The organism is Angustibacter luteus (genome assembly GCF_039541115.1).
In the GTDB taxonomy this organism is placed as follows: Bacteria; Actinomycetota; Actinomycetes; order Actinomycetales; family Angustibacteraceae; genus Angustibacter; species Angustibacter luteus.
Window position 1 is genome coordinate 232,692 of sequence record NZ_BAABFP010000004.1, and the last position, 26,575, is coordinate 259,266.

Sequence of the window (26,575 nt, forward strand, 5' to 3'; positions counted from 1 at the left end):
GGACGTCCGCGGGGCCTCAGCCCTTGGACTTGGGCTTCTTGCGGGCCGGGGTCTTCGCGGTGCCGTTCAGGCCTGGCTTCGCCTCGGGCGTGCCAGGCGACGGTGCCTCGGTCGGCGGCGTCGCTGCGACGTCCGCGTCTGTGGCCGAGGTCGACGGGTCGGCCGTCGTCTCCGCAGCGGAGGCCTGCGCGCCGTCCGCCGTCGTCGCCTTCGTCGTCCGCTTGTTGCGCGGCTGCCGCTTGGGCTGCACCCGCTGACCGATCGGCGCAGCAGGAGCCTCAGGCTCGGCGGTGGCCACGTCCGAGTCGCCGTGGTGGTGCTTGCGCTTGCGCTCGAGCATCGCCTTCTCGGCGAGCGAGCCCGGGGCAGGCATCCGCCGGATCACGTAGAACTGCTGACCCATCGACCAGAGGTTCGTGGTCAGCCAGTAGATGAGGACACCGATCGGGAAGTTGACGCCTGACACCGCGAACACCAGCGGCAGGACGTACATCAGCATCTTCTGCTGCTTGGCAAACGGGTTGTCCAGCGCGGCGGCCGGCATGTTCTTCATCATCAGCTGACGCTGCGTGGTGAACGTGGTGGCCGACATCGCGATGATCAGGATGACCGTGACGATCTTGACGCTCATGTTGCCGTCGGCGTTCAGGAACGTCGCCGACAGCGGCGCGCCGAAGATCGTGGAGTTGTCCGCCTGGGTCGCGAGCTCCTTCGTCAGCGGACCGATCGGCTCGGAGTTGCGGACGTACTGGTTGAGCACCCGGAACAGGGCGAAGAAGATCGGCGCCTGCAAGATGATCGGCAGGCACGAGGCGAACGGGTTGGTCCCCGACTCCTTGTACAGCGCCATCGTCTCGGAGGTCATCGCCTGCCGGGACTCCGGATCCGTCTTCCCCTTGTACTTCTTCTGGATCGCCTGCATCTGCGGCTGGATCAGCTGCATGCCGCGTGATGCCTTGATCTGCTTCACGAACAGCGGGATCAGGATGATCCGGATCACGATGACGAGACCGACGATGGAGAACGCCCACGTCCACCCGGAGGCCGGGTCCATACCGATGCCGGACAGCAGGCTGTGCCAGCCCACCATGATCCAGGCCACGGCGTACTCGAGCGGATAGAGGATTTTGCCCATGCGGTGAGGTCCTCGTAAGGGTCAGGCGGCGGTCTGGTGACCGTCGAGGTGGTGGCATCCCTCGGCTGGTGCCGGGGATCCCTTCGCTGGAACGTGGTCGACGCCGCCCGGGTTCCACGGGTGGCAGCGAAGCAGGCGCCTGGCAGCGAGCCAGGTGCCCTTGATGGCGCCGTGCCGACGCAGCGCGGTGACCGCGTACGCCGAGCACGAAGGATAGAAGCGGCAGCGGGGCCCGAACCACGGCGAGACGACCAGCTGGTAGCCGCGCACGAGCTGGGTGAGCAGCCAGGCAGCCGGGCCGGGACGCTCAGGCGGCGCCTCGGTGCTCAAGTCGGTGCTCATATCGGTGCCCACATCGGTGCTCATATCGCTGCTCATGAGGGCACGGACGATGTCCGGAGCAGGCGACCCAGCACGTGGTCCACCGACTCGGCCAGGTCCGCTGACGTCGCACCGGCGGCCGGCGGCAGCGCCCGCACCACCAGCAGCGAGCCGTTCGGCAGCCGATCCAGCCGGCTGGCCAGCACGGCCCGCAGGCGACGCTTGACCTGGCCGCGCACGACAGAGTTACCCACGGCCTTGGACACGACGAAGCCGACGCGCACCGGGGTGTGCGTCGGCGAGGTTCGTTGGCTGGTCATGTCCCGGCCACGCAGGTCCTGACTCGGCGAGTGCTCGGAACCCGGCAGCAGGTGCGCCACCAGGTGGCTGCTGCCCGCTCGACGCCCGCGCCGGACGGCGAGGGTGAAGTCCTCGCGCCGACGCATGCGGTGCGCTGCGGGCAGCATGCCCGCGGCCTCAGGCCGAGAGCTCGCTGCGGCCCTTGCGGCGACGCGCGGCGAGGATCGAGCGACCCGCACGCGTGCGCATGCGCAGGCGGAAGCCGTGGGTCTTGGCCCGACGACGGTTGTTCGGCTGGAACGTACGCTTGCTCACGGTCTCTCCTACAGTCCCTGGTGCGTCTCCCCGGGAAGCGTGGGATCGGCCACCATCGGACACCAGCGCGGGTCGACGTCAGGAACGACGAGGACACGGTGCGCGGGCATGCGACAGCGGCCGCCACGAGGGGGACCCCTCCAAGGTACGGGCAGGGCGGTGAGAGGGTCAAACCGCCGCCACGCCACCCGGGGGTGGCCAACCCGTCAGTATCGCCCCGGCTCGAAGAAGAGACCCTTCGACACGCCGAATATGCCACCACGACCTGACTGCTCGTGTACCGTTCCCGCTCAGGCTCCGGGGACTTCCGTACCGCCATTCTTTGTCCACAACCTGTGGATGAACGTGTGGACCGTACGCGTAGAGTGGGCGGCTTACGACCACGACGGTGCTGTATTGAGAGGGGCCTCAGGGTGCAGGTGACCGAGCCGGACTTGGCCCGCATCTGGCAGAGCACGGTGGCAGCGCTGGGGGACGCCGGGCTCAACGCCCAGCAGCGAGCATTCCTGCGGCTGGCCAAGCTCGTGGGGCTCATCGACGCGACCGCCCTGGTGGCCGTGCCCAACGAGTACACCAAAGAGGTCCTGGAGCAGCGCCTGCGCGCCCAGGTGATCGACGCCCTCGGTGCCCAGCTCGAGCGCGAGGTCCTGCTCGCGGTGACCGTGGATCCCTCGCTCGCCACCGACCAGCCGCGTCCGGAGCTCACGCTCGAGGACGCCGGCGCCTCGGATCCCGAGCACGTGGAGCACCCGGCCGCGAGCGATCACTCCGTCGTCCCGGACCTCTCGGTCACGCTGGACGACGAGCCCGCGCCCACGCCGTCCACGGCCGAGCTGCGCCCCCGCCCGCGCACCGACCCGGTCGAGGCGGCGCACCTGAACCCGAAGTACGTCTTCGAGACGTTCGTCATCGGCTCGAGCAACCGGTTCGCGCACGCCGCCGCGGTCGCAGTGGCCGAGGCGCCGGCGAAGGCCTACAACCCCTTGTTCGTCTACGGCGAGTCCGGGCTGGGCAAGACTCACCTGCTGCACGCGATCGGCCACTACGCGCGCAACCTCTACCCCGGCATCCGGGTGCGCTACGTGAACTCCGAGGAGTTCACCAACGACTTCATCAACTCGATCCGCGACGACAAGGCGCAGGCGTTCCAGCGCCGGCACCGCGACGTCGACATCCTGCTGATCGACGACATCCAGTTCCTGCAGGGCAAGGTGCAGACGCAGGAGGAGTTCTTCCACACCTTCAACACGCTGCACAACGCGAACAAGCAGGTCGTGATCACCTCGGACCTGCCGCCCAAGCAGCTGTCCGGCTTCGAGGAGCGGATGCGAAGCCGGTTCGAGTGGGGCCTGATCACCGACGTCCAGCCCCCCGACCTCGAGACCCGGATCGCGATCCTGCGCAAGAAGGCGATCCTCGAGCGGATGACCGCCCCGGACGACGTGATGGAGTACATCGCGAGCCGGATCTCGACGAACATCCGCGAGCTCGAGGGCGCGCTGATCCGGGTCACGGCGTTCGCCAGTCTGAACCGGCAGGCAGTCGACCTGTCGCTGGCCGAGATCGTGCTGAAGGACCTGATCCCCAGCGACGGCAGCCCGGAGATCACCTCCGCCGTGATCATCGGGCAGACCGCGTCGTACTTCGGTCTGACGATCGACGACCTGCAGGGCTCGTCCCGCTCGCGGGTGCTCGTCAACGCCCGCCAGATCGCCATGTACCTGTGCCGCGAGCTCACGGACCTGTCGCTGCCCAAGATCGGGCAGCAGTTCGGCAACCGGGACCACACCACCGTCATGCACGCGGAGCGCAAGATCCGTCAGCTGATGGCCGAGCGCCGCAGCATCTTCAACCAGGTCACCGAGCTGACCAACCGGATCAAGCAGCAGAGCCGCTGAACTGCTCTCTCGTCACAGGGCAAATATCACGCTCTGTAGGGGTTTGCCCCGTTGTTGCTCCGTTCGAGTGGAGCACCAGGTGTCCGTTTCTTCCCGAATTGGTGGCCCTCCCTCCACAGGATGTGGGTAACTCTGTGGATCTGTGGACATCGTGTGACGGGCGTCACAATCGGGGCAGGACGACGTGCGCCGCCGTCGTGGACGCAGCCGTGGATATCCACGGGACAACCTGTGGACGACGTGACGTCGGCCGTGGGCAACGAGAAGTTGTCCACGGACGTCCACGGGACCCGGCGCCGCGTTCCACACCTCGTCAACAGGCTGAAAAGTGGGCTGACCTGCAAGAAGGGCCGTCTTCCACAGGATCCACAAGTGCTAAGACTATGAAGAGAGATACCTACTGGAGAGATCCTCCACGAACGACCACTGAGGGCCGATTCTGGGGACAACTCCACCGGAGCAGCCCTCGTGGTGTCGCGTGTCGGCTCTGCCGGATAGGGTCAGGCCACTCGTCGGTCGAGGTGACCGCAGCTGGGCAGGAGAGGGACGGTGGCCGGTGAAGTTCCGCGTGGAGCGTGACGTTCTCGCCGAGGCAGTGACGTGGGCGGCGCGTGGGCTGCCGACCCGCCCGCCCGTGCCGGTCCTGGCCGGGGTGCTGCTCGAGGCCAAGGACGACGGGACCCTGACGCTCTCGGCGTTCGACTACGAGGTCAGCGCACGGGTCACCGTGGCGGCCGAGGTCAGCGAGTCCGGGACGGTGCTGGTCTCCGGCCGGCTGCTCGCGGACATCTCGCGCAACCTGCCGGCCCGCCCGGTCGACGTCGTGACCCAGGACTCCAAGGTCTCGGTGACCTGTGGGTCGTCGCGGTTCACGCTGCTGACGATGCCCGTCGAGGACTACCCGACGCTGCCGAGCATGCCGCAGTCCGCCGGCACCGTGGCGGGCGACGTCTTCACCACCGCGGTCAGCCAGGTCACCACCGCGGCCGGCCGCGACGACACCCTGCCGATCCTGACCGGCGTCCGGGTCGAGATCGAGGGCTCGCGGATCACGATGCTGGCCACCGACCGGTACCGGCTGGCCATGCGCACGCTGGACTGGGCGCCGGAGGGAACCGACGCGTCCACCGTCGCTCTCGTGCCCGCCCGCACGCTGGCGGACACGGCCCGGGCGCTCGGTGCCAGTGGCACGGTCGAGCTCGCGCTCGGCCGCACCGGATCGGGCGACGGTCTGATCGGGTTCGAGGCTGGGGCCCGCCGGACGACGTCCCGGCTGCTCGACGGCGAGTACCCGAAGGTCGCGTCGATCTTCCCGACCACCAGCGACGCCCGCGTGGTGATCGAGACCGCGGTGCTGGTCGAGGCCGTCAAGCGCGTCGCCCTGGTCGCTGAGCGCAACACCCCGGTGCGGCTGAAGTTCAGCGCCGGCGCCGTGGTGATCGAGGCGGGCCAGGGTGACGACGCCCAGGCGAGCGAGCAGCTCGACGCCCTGCTCGACGGTGACGACATCGAGATCGCGTTCAACCCGCAGTACCTGCTCGACGGGCTCGGCGCGCTGCACCACCCGTACGCGCGGTTGGCGTTCACCCAGTCGACCAAGCCGGCTCTGCTCACGGGGCAGGCCGAGCCGGACGGCGAGTCGGACGACAGCTTCCAGTACGTGCTCATGCCTGTCCGGCTGGCCGGCTGACCTCACCCCCGTGCGGCACGGTCCGCACGGACGCGGCAGGCTGACCTCCGAAGCGAACGTCCTGATGAGAGCGAGGGGTCGCACATGAAGATCGGGTTGATCGGCCTGGGCAAGATGGGCGGCAACATGCGGACCCGCCTGCGAGCCGCCGGCCACGAGGTCGTCGGGTACGACCGCAACGCCGACATCAGCGACGCGACCTCGCTCGAGGCGATGGTCGGTGAGCTCGAGGCACCCCGGGTGGTCTGGGTGATGGTGCCGGCCGGCGAGCCGACCCGGCAGACGGTGGAGCAGCTCGGCGAGCTGCTGTCCGAGGGCGACCTCGTCATCGACGGCGGCAACTCGAAGTGGCTGGACGACGCCAAGAACGCCGCCCACCTGCACGAGCGCAACATCGGCTTCGTGGACTGCGGTGTGTCCGGCGGCATCTGGGGCGCCGAGCTCGGCTACGGGCTGATGTGCGGCGGCACCGCGGACAACGTCGCGATCGCCATGCCGATCTTCGACGCGCTGCGGCCCGAGGGTCCGCGCGAGGAGGGCTTCGTGCACGCCGGCGAGGTCGGTGCCGGGCACTACACGAAGATGGTGCACAACGGCATCGAGTACGGCCTGATGCAGGCCTACGCCGAGGGCTACGAGCTGCTGCTCAAGAAGGACCTCGTCACCGACGTGCCCGGCGCCTTCAAGGCGTGGAGCCGCGGCACCGTCGTCCGGTCCTGGCTGCTCGACCTGATGGTGCGCGCGCTCGAGCAGGACCCTGAGCTCGACGAGATCCGCGGCTACGTGGACGACACCGGCGAGGGCCGCTGGACCGTGCAGGAGGGCGTCGAGAACGCCGTCCCGATGCCCGTCATTTCGGGGGCGCTGTTCGCTCGCTTCGTCTCGCGCCAGGACGACTCCCCCGCGATGAAGGCCGTCGCCGCGCTGCGCAACCAGTTCGGTGGCCACGCGGTGAAGGCCGTCGAGGTCGGTCCGTCCGCCCCCGGCTCGCCGTCGTCCGCCGAAACGCCCTGACCGCGCGCACGTGTACGTCGCCCACCTGTCGCTGACCGACTTCCGCAGCTACCCCGCCGCCGAGCTGCCGCTCGACGCGGGCGTCACGGCGCTGGTCGGTCCCAACGGGCAGGGCAAGACCAACCTCGTCGAGGCCATCGGCTACGTCGCGACCCTGGGCAGCCACCGGGTCGCCAACGACGCGCCGCTGGTCCGGTTCGGCGCGGAGCGGGCGATCGTGCGTGCCTCCGTCGTCCGGGACGACCGGCCGACCCTGATCGAGCTCGAGCTCACCCCCGGCCGGGCCAACCGGGCGCGGATCAACCGTGGCCCGGTGCCGCGTCCGCGCGAGGTACTCGGCCTGCTGCGCACGGTCCTCTTCGCGCCCGAGGACCTCGCGCTCGTCAAGGGCGACCCCGGCGAGCGCCGCCGGTTCATGGACGACCTGCTGGTGGCTCGGGCGCCGCGGTTCGCCGGCGTGCGGCAGGACTACGAGCGGGTGGTCAAGCAGCGCAGCGCCCTGCTGAAGTCGGCCGGCGCCGCGATCCGGCGTGGCCAGGGCGACGTGCGCACCCTCGACGTGTGGGACCAGCACCTGGCCACCGCGGGCGCCGAGCTCCTCGCCGGCCGGCTCCGGCTGCTCGGCGAGCTGGGTCAGCCGGTGCGGACGGCGTACGAGCAGGTCAGCAACGGGCAGGGCGAGGCGACGTTCACCTACAAGTCCTCGCTGGGTGACGAGCTGGTCGACGAGGTCGCGGATGCGCCGGCCGGCGGCCGGGAGTTGCTGCAGGCGCGGCTGCTCGAGCAGACCAGCCGGATGCGCAGCACCGAGCTCGAGCGCGGGGTGTGCCTGGTGGGCCCGCACCGCGACGACCTCGTGCTCCAGCTGGGGCCGATGCCGGCGAAGGGGTACGCCAGCCACGGGGAGTCGTGGTCCTACGCGCTCGCGCTGCGGCTCGCGTCGTACGAGCTGCTGCGGCACGAGGGCGGCGGTGACCCGGTGCTCGTGCTGGACGACGTGTTCGCCGAGCTCGACACCGGCCGCCGCGAGCGGCTGGCCGAGCTGGTCGCCGACGCCGAGCAGGTGCTGGTCACCGCGGCGGTGCCCGGCGACGTCCCGGAGGCGCTGCAGGGTGCCCGGGTGGATGTGATGGGCGGCGAGGTCACTCGTGTCCGGTGACCGCCCTGATGCCGATGGCCCGGACGACGCGAGCCCGGCGGACGACGTCCCGGAGCAGCTCTCGGTGGAGGACGAGCTCGAGCGCGCGATGGACGCCGCCCGTGAGGCACTGGCCCGGGCCAAGGCCGGCGCGGCCGCGCGCGGACTGCGGCCCGGCGCTCCCGGCCGGGTGCGCCGCAAGCGGGTCGCCGGTGAGGCGCGCAGCTCGGCGGGCGCCGACGAGCGCGACCCGCAGTCGTTCGGCACCGGGATGGAGCGGCTGGTCGCGGACCGGGGCTGGAACGTGGACGTCGCGGTCGGCGGGGTGATGGGCCGCTGGTCCCGCGTGGTGGGCGACCAGGTGGCCGAGCACTGCACGCCGGAGTCGTTCAACGAAGGCGTGCTGGTGGTCCGGGCGGACTCCACGGTGTGGGCCACGCAGGTCCGGCTGCTGCTGCCGACGGTGCAGCGGCGCCTGGCGGAGGAGCTCGGCGAGGGGGTCGTGGAGCAGATCCGGGTGCTCGGGCCGACGTCCCCGACCTGGCGCAAGGGCGCCCGCACGGTGCGCGGCCGGGGGCCGCGCGACACCTACGGGTGACCGATTCGCCACAGGTGATCCACAATGCTTGTCCACATCCTGTGGACAGCGAATTTTGCGCCGGCGCTGCGCGCCGGGACTGCGGGGCCACGACCGGCCACGAGCGCGTGTGAGGGCCCGGTTGTCGAGGGGGGAGTCATCTGCCCCCGTGCGGGACTGTCCTAGGAGGCATCAGGCGCCCACAAACACGCGCTCCATCGTGGTGCTCGGGCCCCGTTCAGGTAGACTGATACAGATCCACGCTGAGTCCGACCGAGCCCTTCCCTGTGCTCACACCAGGTCGGCAGACCACAAGGAGCCCCGCCCTCGTGACGGATGCCACGCCAGAGCCCGCCGCCGCCCAGCAGCCGGATGCCGAGCAGTCCGCCACGATCGACCGGGATGAGCTCGTCCCCCTGGACACCGAGCGGGCTGCCCCCAGCCTCGCCGAGTCCGGCGGCACGTACGACGCCAGCGCGATCACCGTGCTCGAGGGTCTCGAGGCGGTCCGCAAGCGGCCCGGCATGTACATCGGCTCAACCGGTCCGCGCGGTCTCCACCACCTCGTCACCGAGGTGGTGGACAACTCTGTGGACGAGGCGCTCGCGGGCTACGCGACGCGGATCGACATCACCCTGCAGGCCGACGGCAGCGTCAAGGTCGTGGACGACGGCCGCGGCATCCCGACCGACATCATGCCGGGCGAGGGGCGCCCGGCCGTCGAGGTCGTGCTGACCGTGCTGCACGCCGGTGGCAAGTTCGGCGGCAGCGGCTACTCGGTCTCCGGTGGGCTGCACGGCGTCGGCATCTCCGTCGTCAACGCGCTGTCCACCCGGCTGGAGGTCGAGGTCGCCCAGCTCGGGCACGTGTTCCGGCAGACCTACGTGGACGGCGTCCCGCAGGAGCCGCTCGCGAAGGGCGAGGCGACGGACCGCACCGGCACCACGGTGACGTTCTACCCGAATGCCGAGATCTTCGAGACGGTCGAGTTCGACTACGAGACGCTGCGCGCCCGCTTCCAGCAGTACGCGTTCCTCAACAAGGGCCTGACCCTCACGCTGACCGACGAGCGTCCCGAGCACGAGGACGAGGCGGCCGACCAGCTGGACGACGGCACCGAGCACGAGAAGGCCGCGCCCCGGCACGTCGAGTACCGCTACGACGAGGGCCTGGTCGACTACGTCAAGCACCTCAACGCGAGCAAGCGCGCGGACGTCGTGCACCCCGACGTCATCGACTTCGAGTCCGAGGACGTCGAGCGCCGGCTGTCCGTCGAGATCGCGATGCAGTGGACGAACGCGTACTCCGACAGCGTGCACACCTACGCGAACACGATCAACACGCACGAGGGCGGCACCCACGAAGAGGGCTTCCGCGCGGCCCTGACCAGCCTGATCAACCGGTACGCCCGCGAGAAGGGCCACCTGAAGGAGAAGGACGACAACCTCTCCGGCGAGGACATCCGCGAGGGCCTGACCGCGGTGGTCTCGATCAAGCTCGGCGAGCCGCAGTTCGAGGGACAGACGAAGACCAAGCTCGGCAACACCGAGGCCAAGGGTTTCGTGCAGCGCATCGTCACCGACTCGCTCGGCGACTGGCTGGAGCGCCACCCCGGCGAGGCCCGCGAGATCATCCGCAAGTCGGTGCAGGCGGCAGCCGCGCGGGTAGCGGCCCGCAAGGCGCGCGATGCGACCCGGCGCAAGGGCTTGCTCGAGTCGAGCTCGCTGCCCGGCAAGCTGAGCGACTGCCAGTCCAACGACCCGAGCAAGTGCGAGATCTTCATCGTCGAGGGTGACTCCGCCGGCGGCTCGGCCAAGGGTGGTCGCGACCCGATGACCCAGGCCATCCTGCCGATCCGCGGCAAGATCCTGAACGTCGAGAAGGCCCGCATCGACCGGGTCATGGCGAACACCGAGGTGCAGGCCCTGATCTCCGCGTTCGGCGCGGGCATCGGCGACGACTTCGACGCCGAGAAGCTCAGGTACCACAAGATCGTGCTGATGGCCGACGCCGACGTCGACGGCCAGCACATCCGCACGCTGCTGCTGACGCTGCTGTTCCGGTTCATGCGTCCGCTGATCGACGGTGGTTTCGTCTACCTCGCACAGCCGCCGCTGTACCGGCTGAAGTGGAGCCAGGGCGTGCACGACTTCGTGTACTCCGACCGCGAGCGCGACGCCGTGATCAAGGCGGGGCTCGAGGCCGGGCGCAAGCTGCCGAAGGACAACGGCGTGCAGCGCTACAAGGGTCTGGGTGAGATGAACGCCCACGAGCTGTGGGAGACCACCATGGACCCGGACCACCGCGTGCTCCTGCAGGTGACGATGGAGAACGCCGCCGAGGCCGAGCAGATCTTCGCCGAGCTCATGGGCGAGGACGTCGAGCCGCGCCGGTTGTTCATCCAGCGCAACGCCAAGGACGTGCGCTTCCTCGACATCTAGACCCGAGCGGCGGCTGGTCGACCCAGCCGCCGCCCGACGTCGTCCAGCTGAGTCCCACCCGATCTTCGAAGGACATCCGTGAGCGAGCAGCCCCCCAGCACCCCGGTCGATTCGCCGGCCCACGAGGTCGACCTGCGGGTCGAGATGCAGCGGTCCTACCTGGACTACGCGATGAGCGTCATCGTGAGCCGGGCGCTGCCCGACGTCCGGGACGGGCTGAAGCCCGTGCACCGTCGCGTGCTGTACGCGATGTACGACGGGGGCTACCGGCCGGACCGCGGCTACAACAAGTGCAGCCGCGTCGTCGGTGACGTGATGGGTCAGTACCACCCGCACGGTGACTCCTCGATCTACGACACCTTGGTGCGGCTGGCCCAGCCGTGGTCGATGCGGTACCCGCTGGTCGACGGCCAGGGCAACTTCGGCTCGCCGGGCAACGACCCCGCCGCCGCCATGCGGTACACCGAGTGCCGGATGGCGCCGCTGGCGATGGAGATGGTGCGCGACATCGACGAGGAGACCGTCGACTTCTCGCCCAACTACGACGGCAAGACGCAGGAGCCGAACATCCTGCCGGCGCGGTTCCCGAACCTGCTGGTCAACGGCAGCAACGGGATCGCGGTCGGCATGGCCACGAACATCCCGCCGCACAACCTGCGCGAGGTCGCGTCCGGCGTCCAGTGGTTCCTGGAGAACCCCGAGGCCGACCGCGAGACGCTGCTGAACGAGCTGATGGCGCGGGTGACCGGCCCGGACTTCCCGACCGGCGCGCTGATCATGGGCAAGCGCGGCATCGAGGACGCGTACCGCACGGGCCGCGGCTCGATCACGATGCGCGCGATCGTCGTGGTGGAGGAGATCCAGAACCGGCAGTGCCTGGTCATCACCGACCTGCCGTACCAGGTGAACCCCGACAACCTCGCGCTGAAGATCGCCGAGCTGGTCAAGGACGGCAAGATCGGCGGGATCGCCGACGTGCGCGACGAGTCGTCGTCCCGCACCGGCCAGCGGCTGGTCATCGTGCTGCGCCGCGACGCCGTCGCGAAGGTCGTGCTCAACAACCTCTACAAGCACACCCAGCTGCAGGACAACTTCAGCGCCAACATGCTCGCGCTGGTGGACGGCGTGCCGCGCACCCTGCCGCTGGACGGTTTCGTGCGGCACTGGGTGGACCACCAGATCGAGGTCATCCAGCGCCGGACGCGCTACCGCCTGCGCAAGGCCGAGGAAGAGGCGCACATCCTGCGCGGCCTGCTCAAGGCGCTCGACGCCCTCGACGAGGTCATCGCGCTGATCCGCGCCTCGGCCACGGTCGAGGTGGCGCGCGACGGGCTGATGGAGCTGCTCGACATCGACGAGCTGCAGGCCCGCGCGATCCTCGACATGCAGCTGCGCCGGCTCGCCGCCCTGGAGCGGCAGAAGCTGATCGACCGCTTCGAGGAGCTGCAGGCCCTGATCGCCGAGTACAACGCGATCCTGGCCTCGCCGTCCCGGCAGCGCGAGATCGTCGGCGAGGAGCTCGGTGCGATCGTCGACAAGTTCGGTGACGAGCGCAAGACCGAGATCCGGCCGTTCGACGGCGACATGTCCATGGAGGACCTGATCGCCGAGGAGGACGTGGTCGTCACGATCACCCGCGGCGGCTACGCCAAGCGCACCCGGGTCGACCAGTACCGCTCGCAGCGGCGCGGCGGCAAGGGCGTGCGCGGTGCGACGCTGCGCGGCGACGACCTGGTGGAGCACTTCTTCACCACCACGACGCACCACTGGCTGCTGTTCTTCACCAACCTCGGCCGGGTCTACCGGGCGAAGGCGTACGAGCTGCCCGAGGGTGGGCGCGACGCCAAGGGTCAGCACGTGGCGAACCTGCTCGCGTTCCAGCCTGGCGAGCAGATCGCCCAGGTGCTGGACCTGCGGGACTACCAGGCCGAGCCGTACCTGGTCCTGGCCACGAAGGCCGGCCTGGTGAAGAAGACCCGGCTCACGGACTACGACTCCAACCGCAGCGGTGGGCTGATCGCGATCAACCTGCGCGAGAACGGTGTCGGGGACGACGGCGGTGCGGTCGGCGACGAGCTGGTGTCCGCGCGACTGGCGTCGGCGGACGACGACCTGCTGCTGGTCTCGCGCAAGGGCCAGTCCGTGCGGTTCAAGGCGGCGGACGACGCGCTGCGCCCGATGGGCCGCGCGACGTCCGGTGTGACGGGCATGAAGTTCCGGGACGGTGACTTCCTGCTGGCCATGGACGTCGTGCACGACGACCAGGACCTCGACGTGTTCGTGGTGTTCGAGAACGGCCTCGCGAAGCGGACGCCGGTCGGCGAGTACCGCGTGCAGGGTCGCGGCGGGCTGGGGATCAAGGTCGCCAAGCTGTCCGACAAGGGCGGTGACCTGGTCGGTGCGCTGCTGGTCAGCGACGAGGACGAGGTGCTCGTCGTGATGGAGAAGGGCAAGATCGTCCGGTCGAAGGTGGACGGCGTCCGGTCGACCGGCCGGGACACCCAGGGTGTCCGGTTTGCCACCCCCGACAGTGGGGACTCGATCATCGGAATCGCGCGCTCGGTCGAGCGTGAGGTCGAAGATGGCGTACCGTCGGACGACGAAACGGTTGCATCCGCAGCCGACGAGTCGGTCGCCGGGGCGGCCGATGAGGACACCGGAGGCGAGCAGTGAGTTCACCGGAGCAGGCTTACGGTGCGGGGACGCGTCCCTTCGCCGCTGGCGGGCAGACGGCAGCTGGCTCGACGTCGACGGCTGAGCGACCTGCGGTGCAGGCGCCGGCCGGCGCGGCCCGACCCGCTCCGCGGGGTCCGCGCAAGGTGCGGCTGACGCTGGCAAAGCTCGACCCGTGGTCGGTCATGAAGCTCGGCTTCCTGATCTCCGTGGCCATCGGCATCGCCTTCGTCGTGCTCGTCGCCGTGCTGTGGACGATCCTCGACTCGATGGGCGTCTTCAGCGACATCGACCGGACCGTCAGCACCGTTCTCGGGTCGTCGTCCGGCACGACGTTCGACCTGATGGACTACGTCGGGTTCGGCCGGGTCATCTCGCTCGCGACCGTCATCGCCGTCATCGACGTGTTCCTGCTGACGGCGCTCGCGACCCTCTCGGCGTTCCTGTACAACGTCTGCTCGCAGCTCGTCGGCGGCGTGCAGATGACGCTCACCGACGACTGAGTTCGTGGCCGGCTTCGCCGGCTGATCCGATTTGGGCGCGGCGTGCTCGGCGGGGTACCCTCGTCCGGCGCACTGTTGTGTCGCTGGGGCCTATAGCTCAGTCGGTTAGAGCGCTTCCCTGATAAGGAAGAGGTCACTGGTTCGAGTCCAGTTAGGCCCACGTCTGTCTCGTTCTGCTGCTGCCGGAGGTTCGCGTGAAGAAGCTGCTTCTCCTGACGGCTGCCGCTGTCGGCGCGTTCGCCGTGTGGCGCAAGGTCGAGGCCGACAAGGCCGAGCAGAACCTCTGGGCAGAGGCGACCGACTCGGTCTGACCCACCCTGCCGGGCCCGCCCGGTGGTGTTACCCGGGGCCATGGCGCAATTGGTAGCGCACCTGCTTTGCAAGCAGGGGGTTAGGGGTTCGAGTCCCCTTGGCTCCACCCCTCGTGCAAACGATGGTCAACCCATGACTTCTTCAATTTGGTCATCCCCCGTGCTGATTGTGGACCGCGATCGGGATGGTGTTAGGCGTTGGCGGGCACGTCGATCGACCTCGAGTAGATCAGGAAGTTGTCGATATCTTTCTTCCTGATCATGACCTTGCCCTTGCGGGGCTTGCCGTCAGGTTGCTTGAAGTCCGTCTGGAAGTCCCCGAGGACGATGCCGACGTTGGCCTGATTGACTTCGAGGATCTTCACGCGGACGAATCGCACCGCCTCCTTGAACCTCCCAGCGTAGGAGAGTGGGTCATAATCGCTGCCTCGCCCGACGTGCCCGACCGACCGGCGCCAATCGTTCCACGCGATCGTCGACATGTTGGCGTTGTCCCGCCCGTGCCATGTCTCGTGCTCGTAGATGACGTACCAAAAGCGCCCCGTCTCCGTGAGGCAGCGGTAGAAGTCAGCCGCATCGTTGCCGGGTGAGTCGTTGACAGCAACATTGGAGGCCTTGAGGTCGCCGTAGTGCTCGAGCATGCCGTGATTGAGAAACCGAAGGTCATAGTCGTACTCGCCCTTGCGTTTCTCCTTCTGGACCTCGACGTGGTCGCGCAGGTTGTGCTCGGAAAGGAAGCGGCTCAGTCGGAACTCGACGTAGAAGCCCGCCCACTCGTTCTGGAATTTGTCCCGCCAGTTTGCGGCGTGCATCTCCTGCGCCGCCGCCAGACCCTCGATCCTCGCCCCGTTCAGAAGCACATCGCTAAACCGGTCGAACACTTCGATATGCGGGTTCCTCTCCTTGTAGCCCGCCTGTATGTACGTCGCGAACTGGTCAGCACGCACGCTGGTGAGCCGGTTGCCGCTCTTGTCCTCGCGCGAGAACTGCCCGACCGTCTGCGCCTGGTACAGGTCGTTCGACGAAACGTGGGCGGAGGAATTGTTCGCCTTGCGGGTGACGTACGTGTCAGGGTCGAAGTCGACGAGGATCGTGACAGGTCCGTAGTGGTAGATCCCGACGAACCGCACGGTCAATCCGTCCTCTTCTGCTCGGCTGTAGACGTCCAGCCAGGTCTTCGGGATCTGGATCCGCTTTTTGTACGCCGGCCAGGGAACGCCCAGGTAGGTGACCTGCTTGCTCAGGATGATTTGACCCTCGATGGACACGACCCAGACACCGGCGTACTTCTGGAGCGTCGCGCTAGGTAGCGCCGCGAGCAGGAGCTCGGCTCGACCGCGGCTGGAGAGGGTGGTGTCGACATCCTGAAGCAGGGCGCCACTCGGCCCGATCTGATCGACAACGACGTTTCCCACGCCACCATTGGTATCAGCCGGTGTCCCTAGGGTCGAGCGAGCGCAATGCCCTAGCCCATTCGGCGGATGGGGCCCAAAGGGCGCGTCTTGGCTGGCAGCCTCAGGGCACGGCTGCTCTGGGTGGGAGGGGCTTAGCCAACTGCCGCCTCCGGTGCGACAGCCCTGGCCTCGTGAGCTTTCGCGCCGTCGGCCAACGCATCGCCTGTCGGATTGAGAGGCGATGCGAGGACGGCGCGCACAAGGCGACGGGGCAAGTCGGACGCATCGCGCTCAACGTGTGTGCGGAAGACATGCCAGGCCGCCCCCACTGCGACACCATTACCTACCTGCTTGTACGACGCGGAATCCCGTTGGCCAGCGAAGGAGAGGCTTCGACTGAAACCCTGCAGGCGCGCGGCCTCGTGAGGAGTGAGCCGGCGGCGGCGGCTGCCCATGACCGAGGTTTGCGTAATGGCCACGAGAGCGGGAAGGTACGTGGGCGCCTTTGCGCGGATCCCAGAGGGGCGGAAGTGCATGACCGTTTCCCAGAGCGAGGCGGTGTCCTGGGCCTGCCACTCGAGCTTGCGACGGGAATCTGGGAACGAGGCGAAGGTGGGGTTCGCATGCTTCCATTCGCGGATCACGTCTCGGTGGTCGTCGTAGAAGCGGGCGTTCTTGATCAAGATCTGGGACTTCCACCGGGGCAGTGCTTCCAACTCGAGCGGATCTAGGCCACGCTCCGGAATCCAAGCGTCGGCCCACAGGGGGAAGCCGGGGAGGCGGACGCCGCGGGCTGTCCACATTCTCTGGACAAGGTCATCCCAGACGTTCACCCAAGCAGTCTCGTCAGCCGTGAGCTGGTACTTCTGGATGTTGTCGATATCGACGTCGTCATCCAGGATCCACTCGGCGTTCCAGTCCGCCGCGTTCCACCCATCGACAGGGCCGCGGACCACGGTCGGCGGAACGTCGACCTCCGCCAGCGCCCGTTGGGGGCCAACGTAGGTGCCCAGGATGAAGACGCGGTCCCGGACTTGCGGTGTTCCTCCAAGAGAGGGGGGGAGAAAGTGCGGCGAGAACACAGACGGGGTCGACGACACGCGGTAGCCGATCTCTCGCAACGTCTGGATGATCACGTCCCATTCGTGCGTGTGACGGGGACCCGCGATGTTCCGCACGTTCTCGAGCAGCACAACCGCCGGCGTTCGGTCCTCGAGTATGCGGGCGATGTTCCAGAAGAGCGTTCCTCGCGCCTCGTCCATACCACGCTGGCGCCCGGACTTCGAGAACGGCTGGCACGGAAAGCCGGCCGCGAGCACGTCATGGGGCGGAACGTCGACCGGGCCGTCATCGGGAGTCGCCATGGTGATGTCGGTGTTGACGATGGGGCGCCTGGACGCCGGCAGCGGGTCCACCCAGTTGCGTAAGTAGGTCTGGCGCGCCTCGCGGTCGATCTCCGAGACGTAGACGCAGCGTCCGCCGGCGTGGTCGAGCATGGCGTGGAAGCCGCCGATGCCTGCGAAGAGATCTGCGTACTTGAACGCTGCAGAGTCCTTCGCCATGCCAGCAAGCTTAGCTGAACCGACAGCTAAGTCAAGCTCCCGCGCGGACTGATTGAAGTGGAGCGGCAGGGCATCGTTCATGGGGCAGGTTCCTCTGGTCGTGCGCATCCCACAGGGTCGACCCGATGCGCCAACGCGAAGCATCACCTCGCAAGAGGTACTCCATCAAGAGGGTCCGACAGGCCGCCAAAGGCCGGGTCTGGGTCGGGCCTCCGCGGACTCAAGACCCTGTCGGCTACGGCGCCCGGGTCCCGACGTACCTGGCACTCCCAAACCCTCAAGACGTGCCATCCGTGATGTTGTGCCAGTTGCGTGGACCGCCTGTCGCGTTCCGCGTTCCGCTCCATCTTTTGGGCCCAAAGCGCCGCGTTAGGTCCGGTCCATGGCGTCTTACGGCCGTGTTCGGGGCACCCGTGCCAGAAGCATCCGTCCACGAATACGGCGACGCGGCGCGACGGCAGGACAAAGTCAGGGGTGCAGCCCTTCGCGATCTGTCGGTGAAGTCTGAACCGCCCGCCGGCTGCATGCACCGCCTGGCGCAGCAAGACCTCAGGAGCCGTGTTGACCTTGCGACGCCCAGCGAGGTGCGCGCCTGCCTCAGTGCTGACCCACCGCTCTGCCACCGTGCCAACTTACGTCGGTCGCACTCAGATTCGTACTTCGAGAGGGAAGCAGCCGCACTCCCTGAGTCCACGGCGCTTGACGCGATGAGGCGCTGGCGACCTACACGAGGGCGAGGCCCACGGGCCAGCGCTCGCTGAGGCAACACGCTAGAGGTCTACCTGGACCCGGCGGTCGATGCCGGTGCCGTGAACAGGGTCGCTGCCGCGCACGTGCACGTCGTGCTGCACCACCCGCAGGCGGTACAGCCGAAGCTCGGCCGCGCCGGACAGCTCCTCGGGCGTGAACGGCTTCGCGGCGCCGCTGAGTTTCGCGAAGGCCCGCGCACAGGCAGACTCGAGCTCGTCGTCCGGCACCTGAGCGGCCGTCCCCGTCAGGTACACCGCACTGCCCTGGCCGACCTCCGCAGTGCTGTCGAACACCACCGCCGCGACGTCCGGACGAGCCGCGACGTTGTGCGAGTGGGCCGAGCCGGGCGACGAGACCCAGTAGACGTCGCGATAGCCGTCGTGCGTGAAGTACACCGGCGAGACACGTGGCTGACCGTCGTCCTCGGTCGTCCCCAACGTCAGGTACTGGTTGGTGTCCAGCACCTGACGCGCCTCCTCCGCTAGGTCGTCCGTGCTCATGGGTCCACTGTCCACAGTCGAGGTGTGGAAGCGCTCACCCAGGACGGGTGAAGCGGCTGTCTCACCTCCGCCTCCAAGATCGCGTCAGGGCCACGGGTCGGGAGACGTCATGATCACAGTCATCGAGCGGATGCCAGTCGGCACGATCGGTCTGAAGGCCAGCGGCAAGGTCACCGAGGACGACTACCGCGACGTCCTCGTGCCGGCGGTCACGCTCGCCCGCCAGCAGGGCAAGGTCCGGCTGCTCTACGTGCTCAAGGACGGCTTCGACTCGTTCTCCGCCGGCGCGATGTGGGCCGACGCCAAGGTCTGGGCGAAGAACATGGACGGCTTCGAGCGGATCGCCCTGGTCGCCGACGCCGACTGGCTCGAGCACGCAGCCAAGGCCGTGAACCTGGTGGTGTCGGGCGAGATCAAGGTCTTCGAGTCCGACGACGTGCGCGACGCCAAGATCTGGCTCGTCGGCATCGACGACTGAGGGATACCAACGCCATGGCCCGTCACGAGCTCCGCATCCGACTGAACCGCTCCACGCTCGCCATGGCTGCGGTCGCCGCGGTGGCGGGAACAGCGCTGCTGGCATCCTGCAGCACGGATGACGGTGCGCGCCCCGGCCTCAGCCCCACCCGCTCCGTGTCAGCCAGCATCACCGCCACCGTTCCGACACCGACGGTCACGCTGCCGACGCGCACCACGACGGCCGAGCCCTCTAGCTCAACGACGTCCAGCACGGAGCCCACCAGCGAGCCCACCAGCGAGACCACGACAACCACGTCCGAACCCGAGACCTCGACCTCCACGACGACGACCACCAGCACGACGTCCACGACAACTACCACGACGACGGAACCAGAGACGCCCAGCGAGACCACCACCACGACCACGGTCACCGAGACACCCACCGAGTCGGCTACGTCGAGCCCGACCACCTCCAACCCGGACGCCGCCCCGATCGCGGAGGACTCGCTACCCGTCGGAGTGTGGTGGCTGATCGCGGCCTTGCTGCTCGCGGCGCTGGCTATCGGCATCCCGCTGCTGATCCGGAGTCGCCGTCGCGCCGACTGGCTGGCTGAGCTGGACACCGCTGAGGCTGAGGCGATCTGGTTCGCTCGAGCGCTGATCCCGGAGCTCAAGGCCGCGGGCAGCCATGAGCGCGCGGCCGGAGCCTGGGGCGTCTCGTCGGCCAGGGTCGTCGCCACCGAGGACGCGCTGACCGGTCTGGAAGCCTCCGCACCGGACGACGAGTCCCGCATTCGAGCCACGACGTTGCGCGACGCCGTCCGCAGTGGGCGCGGGCAGGTCGAGCAGCTGGTCCGGGTGGGCGCCGACGCGACCCTCGGGTTCGGGCTGGAGGACGTCGCCGTCGAGCTCGAACGGGTCTTGCCGCCGGCGCCACCGCCCGGATCCCCGTAGGCCGACCTACTCGGCCGAGCAGACCCCAAGTGGCCAGGTTTGCGCTCCGTTAGGGATATGTCCGATCCCCGGCGCGACGTCCCGACGCACGAGTACGCTGAGTGACGAAATCGCGATCACCCCCGGGCGTTCCGTCTGCTGTGTATCTGGCGTGCCCGTTCGGTGCTCCGATTCAGCGACAGGGGGTCGCCATGACCGAAGCCACTTCGCCGCCCGCCGGCGGTGACGCCGACGTCCTGCTCCTGCACGTCCGGCCCGACACGCTGGAATGGGGAACCGAGGACGACGACCGCTGGCGGTCCGACCTCGCCGAGCTGCAGCACCTGTTGCGTCGCGAGCTGCGCGACGAGACGCAGGAGCCGCCGCCCGCCGCAGGCAACCGGGGCGCCGCGGAGATCAGCGACGTCATCGTCGCCCTGGGCAGTGCGGGAGCGATGACGGCGGCGGTCGAGGTCTTCAAGAGCTGGATCAACGCCCGACCGGGCCGGCGCCAGGTCACGGTCACCATCGAGGGTGCCGGCGTCGAGCAGCGCTCCGTCTGCGTCCAGGCCGACGGGCTCGGCGCGGCCGAGCTGCGCGACCTTGCCGCCCAGGCGCTAGGTAGCGGTCCGGGGACACCCCCGGCAGGCGAGGCAGAGGCGCGGTGAGGACGTGGGCTTCCGGGCACTGCTGATCGGGAACTGGAAGTACGCGCACCCCGACGGAGGCATGGCAGAGCTCAGCGGCCCGCGCCACGACATCCAGGCCCTCCGGTCCGCCCTCGTCCACCCCACGTTCGGGCTGTTCAAGACCGAGGACGTCGTGGTCAAGGAGAACCTCACGGCCGACGGCCTGTCCGACGCCCTCGCGCTGGCCGCGGACCAGAGCACGCCGGACGACGTCCTGCTCATCTACTACTCCGGGCACGGCGAGCGCCTCGGCGCCGAGCAGCAGCTGGGACTTCTCGGCGTCGACGTCCCGTACGAGCGGCGGATGAACCGCGCCCTGCACACCCGGCTGCTCCGCGACTGGCTCGACGGCGCCCGCGCCAAGTCGACCATCCTCGTCCTGGACTGCTGCTACGCCGGTCAGTACCGCGCCGACGAGCTCGTGGACGACGACCTGCTGGCGACGTTCGGCCGGGGCACCGTCGTGCTCTCCAGCGGTGGCAACCAGGTCGTCCCCGACGAGGGCGAGGCCGACGGTCCGAGCGCGTTCACCGCAGCGCTCGCCAAGGTGCTGGTCGACGAGAACCTGGTGGGTACCAACGGAGTTCTGACGGCCGAGGACGTGTACGCCGCCCTGGACCGCTTCGAGCCGCGGCTCAAGCCGCGGCCGCACCGCAACCTCGCGGCCGAGGGACGGATCGGCCTGGCGATGCGGCCGCGACCGGAGCCCTCGGCCAGCCCGATGGTCCTGCGTGGGTGGCCGAAGAACCTGCGAGTGATCGACGTCGGCATCACCTTCGCCGGTGAGCTCGTGGTCGCGACGTGGGACCGCGACGGCAACGGCCGGATCACCAACGACGAACGTGATGTCACGGCCCTGGACCCCACCCGGCTCGCTGCCATCCGTCGGCTCTGCCAGCTGGCGGACGCGGTGATGCGCGCCAAGGACTACAGCGACCCGCCGTGGCAGAAGCGGGCTCGTCGCGCGCTGGAAACCGCTGGTGCCAACCTGTTCCAGGCCGCCCTGCCCACCCCGATCCAGAACCTGCTGCACCAGGCCGAGGACGAGGCCGACGTGGTCGTCCAGCTGAACCTCACGTTCGAGCCGCCGTGGACGAGCCTCGCGGAGTACCCCTGGGAGTTCATGCACGTGCCGTCCGACCAGGGTGTCGACCCCACCGGTCTGGCGCAGCGCAAGCTGGTCGTGACCCGCGCTGGTCGATCGACCGACCGGCCGGGCCGGGACTCCGATATCGCGGACGTCGCGGTGGTGAGCAGCGTCGTGCACCCGTACACGCGGCTGTCCAGCCGCCTCGGTGCCGAGCTGGTGGCGATGCCGTCCGTTCGAACGCTCACGACCGCGGACGACGGCAGGCCGGCGGACTGGGCGGACCTGATGGACGCGGTCGACCAGAAGCCGGAGTACCTCGTGATCTGCGCTCCGCTGCTGCGCTCGACGCGCGATGGCATCCCTTCTGCCAAGCTCGGTTTCCGCGGCGCTCGCGAGACCGACTGGCGCACAGCGGAATCGCTGGCCGACGAGCTGCGCAGCGCAGGTGGGCTCAGTGCCGTCGTGGTGGCGTCCGTCGCGGCCGAGACCGGACTCGACGCGATCCGCGCCGCGCCCAGTGCCGCCGCCGCACTCAACGCCGAGCTGGGCGTCCCAGTCGTGTTCATCTGCCACACGCCAGGCCTCGAGGGTTACGTCGATGACGCCGATCCGGAGGAACCGAAGACGTTCGTCGGTCTGCTGCTCGCGGCCCTCACGAGCGGTCACGACCCGGTCCGCAGCATGTGGTTCGCCCGGGACCGAGTGCTGCGCTACATCCCGTCCCACCTGCAGCCGACGTTCGGCGTCCCTGGGGTGTTCTACGGCGCAGGGCAGCGTCGCCGTGCCGGCGGTGCCGGTGAGCGGCAGCCCGGTCGGCTGGGCAACCGGTCCAGTCCAGGGAAGGGCTGACGACCGTGACCACGTGGGATGCGGGAGTCCGCGAGGCGAGGATGCGCCTCGCCCGCGCCCTGATCGGGCCGGGGGCCACGGACCGGGCGATCCGTGAGGCCGAGAAGCAGGCATTGCGAACCCTCGACTCGATCGAGGCGGACGGGCGTGCCGGGCGGGACGTCGAGGGTCCCGCGAAGTGGGAGGTCCTGGAGGAGCTGGCCGGGATCGCTCGCCTTCGCGGCCAGGCTCAACCGGAGATGGAGCGGCTGGTCGAGGCCGTCATCGCCGCACCGCCCGACCCGGCGGCGCGGCTGGCGGACCAGATCGTGCAGCTCCTCGAGAGCTCCGGTGATGGGAGCCTGGTCGAGGGGCTGCCGAACGAGGTCGCGTCCCGACTCTGGGAGGCCGCCCACGACGACGAACGTCCGGACGCCGTCGTCCAGCTGGCCGCCCGGCTCGCCCTCGCGCGCGGGCACGTCACCGCAGCGAGCGAGGTGAGCCGCCAGCGCGACTCCGTCGCCTCCGCTGGCGCTGAGCTGCACGCCGTCAGCGTGGTCGCCGCGGTCCTCGACCTCCTCGCCGAGGGCGACACCGGAGCGGCCGAGGCGCGGTTGGCCGAGGTCGGCCACCTCGACCGTGAGCCGTCCGTGGTGCTGGCCGACGCGCTGCTGCGGTACGCCCGGGGCGATCTCGAGGGTGCCCGCCGCCTGGCTGAGGACTGGTCCGGCGCGGGCGACGTGGGGACGGTCGCGGTGATCGCGCTGCTCCGGCAGGCGGTGGACGAGGCGGACGCCGCGGGGATCTTCAAGGCGGCGCGCAGTGCCGCGACCCGTACGGTCCGGCACGACCCGTCGTCCGGGGAACCGGTGCTGCTGCGGGCCCAGGTGCTGCTCGAGGCCGGGGTGGAGCTCGAGCTCGGGCGCGAGCTGCTGGCCACCGCCGTGACCCGGCTCGGCTCGCCGTACGCGCTGCCGTGGTGGCGGGTCCAGGACCGGGCCCGTGACGACCACCGGTACACCTACTTCCGCGTCGAGGTCGCCGCGGCGCTCGAGAACCCCGGCGAGATCCCCGGCCTGGCCGCGTCCTTCGAGGCGACCAGCCTCACGACGTACGCGCAGGACGCGAGGTTGCGCGAGCTCTGGGGCGGCGCCGCGGACGACCCGGACGAGGCTTTGAGCCTGCTCCGCGCCGCGGCGTCCGACTACCGGAACGCCGACGACATGCCCGCAGCGGTGCGGTGCCTGCGCGCCGTCCGAGACCGCGATCCCGACGCCAGGTCGGGCTTGGAGCTGGTGGATGCGCTGTGGGCCGCCTCGTTCGCCACGACGCCGGAGGTCGGCGACAAGCTCGTAGCCGAGGGGCTCGCACTGATGGGTGCGCTGGAGGGGCAGCACGGACCGGACGCGATCGGTCGGGCGAGCCTGGTGTGGGGGCTGTTGCTGGCGCGGGCGGACGCGATGGCTGCCGCTGATCACCCGGTCCGGACCAGCCAACGGTGGCGACCGCTGCCGCACCTGCTGCTGGCGGCGCTGCTCGACACCGAGGCTTCGTACACCTGGGCGCACCTGGCCTGGGCGTGCGTGGATGCTGATCTTCAGTGGCCGGCCGCGTGGTCCGGTCGGCGGGCGCTCGACCTGCGTCCGGGCGACAACTGGCTGATCGAGACGCGCGTGGTGTCCGAGACGAACTGGTGCGGCGTCCTCGACGACGACCTGCGGGACTGGTTGCAGCAGGTGCCGTCGGACGTCGCCGCCCCAGGCTGGGTGGCCACGGTGCAGGCGTACGACCTGCTGGTCCGCGAGCTGGCGCCCGACGCTGCGGACCTGGTGCCGCAGATGGACTTCGACGCCTGGTGGGCCCGCGAGATCCGGGTGCAGTCCCTCGCGCTCGGCCAGTCCCTGTCGGCGGCCGTCCGCGACCTGCGCGACCTGGTCCAGGAGGCCGAGAGGCGCGGTCAGCTGGTCGACGCGGCCTGGTACTGCCTGCTCGACGACCCCGAGCGAGGGCGAGTACTGGCCGAGGAGGTGGACGCCGGGGGCGAGCGAAGCCCCAGCGCGGAGCTCCGGCTGGCGGCCATCCAGATCATGACGTCCGCTGGGACGGCGGGCGCCGACCGGTACGCGGCGACCCTGCGGCGAAGCCGCCGACCCTCGCGGCTCGTCCAGGAGAGCACGATCGCGCTGCCGCTGCTCACCCTGGCCCAGCAGGACGACGAGCCGTTGTCGGTGTTGCGATCGCTCACCGACCTGGCGCGCTCACTGGCTGACGACGTCGAGCGGGCTCCTGCCCTGACGGTCGAGCTGGAGTCGCAGGAGGCCTGGTGCGACGACAGCGAGCTGGCCGCTCTCGTGCGTCGCCTGCTCGACGTCGCGGACTCCGGGTCACCGGACGACGGCGCGCCGCCCGACCTCCCCTGGCTGCCGGGTGCGGCGACGGTCGCCGCCGCCTGGCAGGCCCTGAAGCCGTAGCAGCCGGTCCCCCACCACCCCTTTCCGCCACTCAGGCCGGTTTCCGCCGACCGAAAGCGGTCTGAGTGGCGGAAACCGGCCTGGGTGGCGGAAGCGGGTGGGGCAGGGGGTCAGTCGAGGGGGTCGGTGAGCGGGTCCTTCTTCGAGGACGCCTTGCCGTTGGCCTCGGCGGCGTCCGTGATGGCCTCCTCCGCCGCCGCGCTGTCCGCGGTCAGACCGGGGACCTCGGCGTCGTCCTCGCCCGCACCGTCGAGCGCCGCCTCGGCGGCACCGGAGTCCAGCGAGTCACCGGCGGACGTGGCGGACGTGGCGGACGTGGCGGCCGGCGTCGACCAGCTGTTCGCCCCCGGGTAGGTGCCCTCGGGAATGGCCCACGGGTCCTCGGCCGGGCCACGGCTCTGCAGCACCGCCCGCGCCGCTGCGGCGCCCGCCGCGATGGCGGCGAAGAACAGGAACACCTTCTTCTTGCTGCGCTTCTTCTTCGCGACTTTCTCGCCCTTGGCGACGGCCACGGCGTCCGCACCGCGGCTCTTGGCGGTGTCCGCGACGTCCGATGCCTTGTCGGACGCCTTCGCGGCGCCGGCCGCACCCGCGGCGGCAGCTGCAGCGGCGGCCGCGTTCACGGCCTCCACGAGCCGGGGCAGCAGGTCGTCCACGATCTTGTCGCGGGCGGCCTCAGCAGCCGGCGGCACGCGGTCGACCGCGGCCTCGACCTTCGGTGCGGCCGCCTCGACGGCCGCCGAGGCCTTCGGTGCCGCCCAGTCCCGCGCGTCCCGGGCCTTCGCGGCGGCAGCCGGAGCCACCGTCTCGCGCAGGGCGTGGCTGGCGCTCGCCACGGCGTCCTGCACCTGGGACTTGGCGTCCTTGGCCTTGTCGGCCGCAGAGTCCTTGACCGAGCTCGCCTGGTCCTTGGCCTTGTCGGTGCGGCTCTTCGTGAACACGGGCCCTCCCTGGTGATGGTCTGTCGACGTCCCATCCTGCCCTGATGTGGGCAATCTCGCCTACCCAGGGGTAGGCACCGGATTCGCCCTCCGTGCGAGGATGTCGCGCATGGACGTCACGCTGCACACGAACAAGGGCGACATCAACATCACGCTCTTTCCCGACCACGCGCCCGAGACCGTGCGCAACTTCGTCGGCCTGGCCGACGGCACCAAGGAATGGAAGGACGCCGAGACCGGCGAGACCAAGACGGAGCCCTTCTACAACGGACTCACGTTCCACCGCATCATCCCCGGCTTCATGATCCAGGGTGGCTGCCCGCGCGGCGACGGCCGCGGTGGCCCCGGCTTCACCTTCGACGACGAGATCGCACCCGAGCTCGCCTTCGACAAGCCCTACCTGCTCGCCATGGCCAACGCCGGCAAGCAGGGTGGCAAGGGCACCAACGGCTCGCAGTTCTTCATCACCGTCGAGCCCACCGGCTGGCTGCAGGGCAAGCACACCATCTTCGGTGAGGTCGCCGACCAGTCCAGCAAGGACGTCGTCGACTCCATCGTCGCGGTGCCCACCGGCCCCGGCGACGCCCCGCGCGAGCCGGTCGTCATCGAGTCCGTCACCACCACCGCCGCCTGACCGCAGCA

At 69.5% G+C, this 26,575-nt stretch carries 24 protein-coding genes, 2 tRNA genes and 1 pseudogene; 17 read left to right on the plus strand and 10 right to left on the minus strand.

Features of this window, described 5'->3' with window-relative positions; genetic code table 11:
- Positions 1-16 precede the first annotated feature (16 nt).
- Genes yidC through rpmH form a run of 4 tightly spaced genes read right to left on the minus strand, consistent with a single transcriptional unit; the run spans position 17 to position 2,071 of the window.
- Entirely contained in the window at positions 17-1,135 is a 1,119-nt protein-coding gene (gene yidC / locus ABEB17_RS07480; RefSeq protein WP_345716060.1) for a membrane protein insertase YidC, read from the minus strand.
- Between the two features lie 21 nt (positions 1,136-1,156).
- Entirely contained in the window at positions 1,157-1,477 is a 321-nt protein-coding gene (gene yidD / locus ABEB17_RS07485; RefSeq protein WP_345716061.1) for a membrane protein insertion efficiency factor YidD, read from the minus strand.
- Between the two features lie 32 nt (positions 1,478-1,509).
- Entirely contained in the window at positions 1,510-1,923 is a 414-nt protein-coding gene (gene rnpA, locus ABEB17_RS07490; RefSeq protein WP_345716062.1) for a ribonuclease P protein component, read from the minus strand.
- Positions 1,924-1,933: 10 nt separating this feature from the next.
- Positions 1,934-2,071, minus strand: coding sequence for a 50S ribosomal protein L34 (rpmH, locus tag ABEB17_RS07495; protein ID WP_345206898.1), 138 nt, complete (start codon positions 2,069-2,071; stop codon positions 1,934-1,936).
- 419 nt (positions 2,072-2,490) lie between these two features.
- On the opposite strand from rpmH, the gene dnaA reads away from it, so the two are divergent.
- The 11 genes and pseudogenes from dnaA to ABEB17_RS07550 all read left to right on the plus strand — a co-directional run bounded on the left by dnaA (position 2,491) and on the right by ABEB17_RS07550 (position 14,423).
- On the plus strand, positions 2,491-3,969 hold the full coding sequence (gene dnaA / locus ABEB17_RS07500) for a chromosomal replication initiator protein DnaA (protein ID WP_378227009.1): 1,479 nt from the start codon (positions 2,491-2,493) through the stop codon (positions 3,967-3,969).
- 556 nt (positions 3,970-4,525) lie between these two features.
- Complete coding sequence (dnaN, locus tag ABEB17_RS07505; protein ID WP_345716063.1) at positions 4,526-5,659, plus strand: DNA polymerase III subunit beta; 1,134 nt, start codon at positions 4,526-4,528, stop codon at positions 5,657-5,659.
- 39 nt (positions 5,660-5,698) lie between these two features.
- A pseudogene (gene gnd, locus ABEB17_RS07510) lies at positions 5,699-6,673 on the plus strand (phosphogluconate dehydrogenase (NAD(+)-dependent, decarboxylating)); the annotation flags it as partial.
- A gap of 10 nt (positions 6,674-6,683) precedes the next feature.
- The gene (gene recF, locus ABEB17_RS07515) at positions 6,684-7,832 is read left to right on the plus strand and encodes a DNA replication/repair protein RecF (protein WP_345716064.1); all 1,149 of its coding nucleotides are present in this window, start codon (positions 6,684-6,686) and stop codon (positions 7,830-7,832) included.
- Positions 7,822-8,409: a DciA family protein gene (locus ABEB17_RS07520; RefSeq protein ID WP_345716065.1), complete on the plus strand. Its 588-nt coding sequence runs from the start codon at positions 7,822-7,824 to the stop codon at positions 8,407-8,409. The genes recF and ABEB17_RS07520 overlap by 11 nt, the downstream gene beginning before the upstream one ends.
- 395 nt (positions 8,410-8,804) lie before the next feature.
- Entirely contained in the window at positions 8,805-10,829 is a 2,025-nt protein-coding gene (gyrB, locus tag ABEB17_RS07525; protein ID WP_345716379.1) for a DNA topoisomerase (ATP-hydrolyzing) subunit B, read from the plus strand.
- A gap of 78 nt (positions 10,830-10,907) precedes the next feature.
- Positions 10,908-13,502 (plus strand): DNA gyrase subunit A, encoded by a 2,595-nt coding sequence (gyrA, locus tag ABEB17_RS07530; protein WP_345716066.1) that lies wholly within the window; start codon positions 10,908-10,910, stop codon positions 13,500-13,502.
- 95 nt (positions 13,503-13,597) lie between these two features.
- Positions 13,598-14,005 (plus strand): DUF3566 domain-containing protein, encoded by a 408-nt coding sequence (locus ABEB17_RS07535; protein WP_345716067.1) that lies wholly within the window; start codon positions 13,598-13,600, stop codon positions 14,003-14,005.
- Positions 14,006-14,091: 86 nt separating this feature from the next.
- Positions 14,092-14,165: transfer RNA gene (locus tag ABEB17_RS07540), tRNA-Ile, on the plus strand.
- Positions 14,166-14,199: 34 nt separating this feature from the next.
- Positions 14,200-14,316, plus strand: coding sequence for a DLW-39 family protein (locus tag ABEB17_RS07545; protein WP_345716068.1), 117 nt, complete (start codon positions 14,200-14,202; stop codon positions 14,314-14,316).
- A 34-nt stretch (positions 14,317-14,350) separates the two neighbouring features.
- A tRNA-Ala gene (locus tag ABEB17_RS07550) sits at positions 14,351-14,423 on the plus strand.
- Between the two features lie 84 nt (positions 14,424-14,507).
- Here ABEB17_RS07550 and ABEB17_RS07555 read toward each other — a convergent pair.
- The 4 genes from ABEB17_RS07555 to ABEB17_RS07570 all read right to left on the minus strand — a co-directional run bounded on the left by ABEB17_RS07555 (position 14,508) and on the right by ABEB17_RS07570 (position 18,522).
- Positions 14,508-15,731: a hypothetical protein gene (locus ABEB17_RS07555; protein WP_345716069.1), complete on the minus strand. Its 1,224-nt coding sequence runs from the start codon at positions 15,729-15,731 to the stop codon at positions 14,508-14,510.
- A gap of 131 nt (positions 15,732-15,862) precedes the next feature.
- Positions 15,863-17,353: a DNA cytosine methyltransferase gene (locus ABEB17_RS07560; RefSeq protein ID WP_345716070.1), complete on the minus strand. Its 1,491-nt coding sequence runs from the start codon at positions 17,351-17,353 to the stop codon at positions 15,863-15,865.
- A gap of 62 nt (positions 17,354-17,415) precedes the next feature.
- Entirely contained in the window at positions 17,416-17,895 is a 480-nt protein-coding gene (locus tag ABEB17_RS07565; protein ID WP_345716071.1) for a very short patch repair endonuclease, read from the minus strand.
- 147 nt (positions 17,896-18,042) lie between these two features.
- Complete coding sequence (locus tag ABEB17_RS07570; protein ID WP_345716072.1) at positions 18,043-18,522, minus strand: pyridoxamine 5'-phosphate oxidase family protein; 480 nt, start codon at positions 18,520-18,522, stop codon at positions 18,043-18,045.
- A 109-nt stretch (positions 18,523-18,631) separates the two neighbouring features.
- Between ABEB17_RS07570 and ABEB17_RS07575 the strand changes: the two genes are divergently transcribed.
- The gene (locus tag ABEB17_RS07575; RefSeq protein WP_345716073.1) at positions 18,632-19,000 is read left to right on the plus strand and encodes a SpoIIAA family protein; all 369 of its coding nucleotides are present in this window, start codon (positions 18,632-18,634) and stop codon (positions 18,998-19,000) included.
- A gap of 22 nt (positions 19,001-19,022) precedes the next feature.
- Here the strand turns inward: ABEB17_RS07575 and ABEB17_RS07580 are convergent, their stop codons facing one another.
- Positions 19,023-19,550 (minus strand): hypothetical protein, encoded by a 528-nt coding sequence (locus tag ABEB17_RS07580; RefSeq protein ID WP_345716074.1) that lies wholly within the window; start codon positions 19,548-19,550, stop codon positions 19,023-19,025.
- Between ABEB17_RS07580 and ABEB17_RS07585 the strand changes: the two genes are divergently transcribed.
- The 4 genes from ABEB17_RS07585 (at position 19,522) to ABEB17_RS07600 (ending at position 24,992) form a co-directional block, all read left to right on the plus strand.
- On the plus strand, positions 19,522-19,935 hold the full coding sequence (locus tag ABEB17_RS07585) for a hypothetical protein (RefSeq protein ID WP_345716075.1): 414 nt from the start codon (positions 19,522-19,524) through the stop codon (positions 19,933-19,935). The two genes, ABEB17_RS07580 and ABEB17_RS07585, sit on opposite strands and share 29 nt — an antisense overlap.
- A 191-nt stretch (positions 19,936-20,126) precedes the next feature.
- The gene (locus tag ABEB17_RS07590) at positions 20,127-20,582 is read left to right on the plus strand and encodes an effector-associated constant component EACC1 (RefSeq protein ID WP_345716076.1); all 456 of its coding nucleotides are present in this window, start codon (positions 20,127-20,129) and stop codon (positions 20,580-20,582) included.
- 4 nt (positions 20,583-20,586) lie between these two features.
- The gene (locus tag ABEB17_RS07595) at positions 20,587-22,542 is read left to right on the plus strand and encodes a caspase family protein (protein WP_345716077.1); all 1,956 of its coding nucleotides are present in this window, start codon (positions 20,587-20,589) and stop codon (positions 22,540-22,542) included.
- A 5-nt stretch (positions 22,543-22,547) separates the two neighbouring features.
- Entirely contained in the window at positions 22,548-24,992 is a 2,445-nt protein-coding gene (locus ABEB17_RS07600) for a hypothetical protein (protein WP_345716078.1), read from the plus strand.
- Between the two features lie 110 nt (positions 24,993-25,102).
- On the opposite strand, the gene ABEB17_RS07605 is transcribed toward ABEB17_RS07600, so the two are convergent.
- Positions 25,103-25,933 (minus strand): hypothetical protein, encoded by an 831-nt coding sequence (locus tag ABEB17_RS07605; protein WP_345716079.1) that lies wholly within the window; start codon positions 25,931-25,933, stop codon positions 25,103-25,105.
- Positions 25,934-26,042: 109 nt separating this feature from the next.
- Between ABEB17_RS07605 and ABEB17_RS07610 the strand changes: the two genes are divergently transcribed.
- A complete protein-coding gene (locus tag ABEB17_RS07610) occupies positions 26,043-26,567 on the plus strand; it encodes a peptidylprolyl isomerase (protein WP_345716080.1) in 525 nt (174 codons plus the stop codon).
- Positions 26,568-26,575 lie beyond the last annotated feature (8 nt).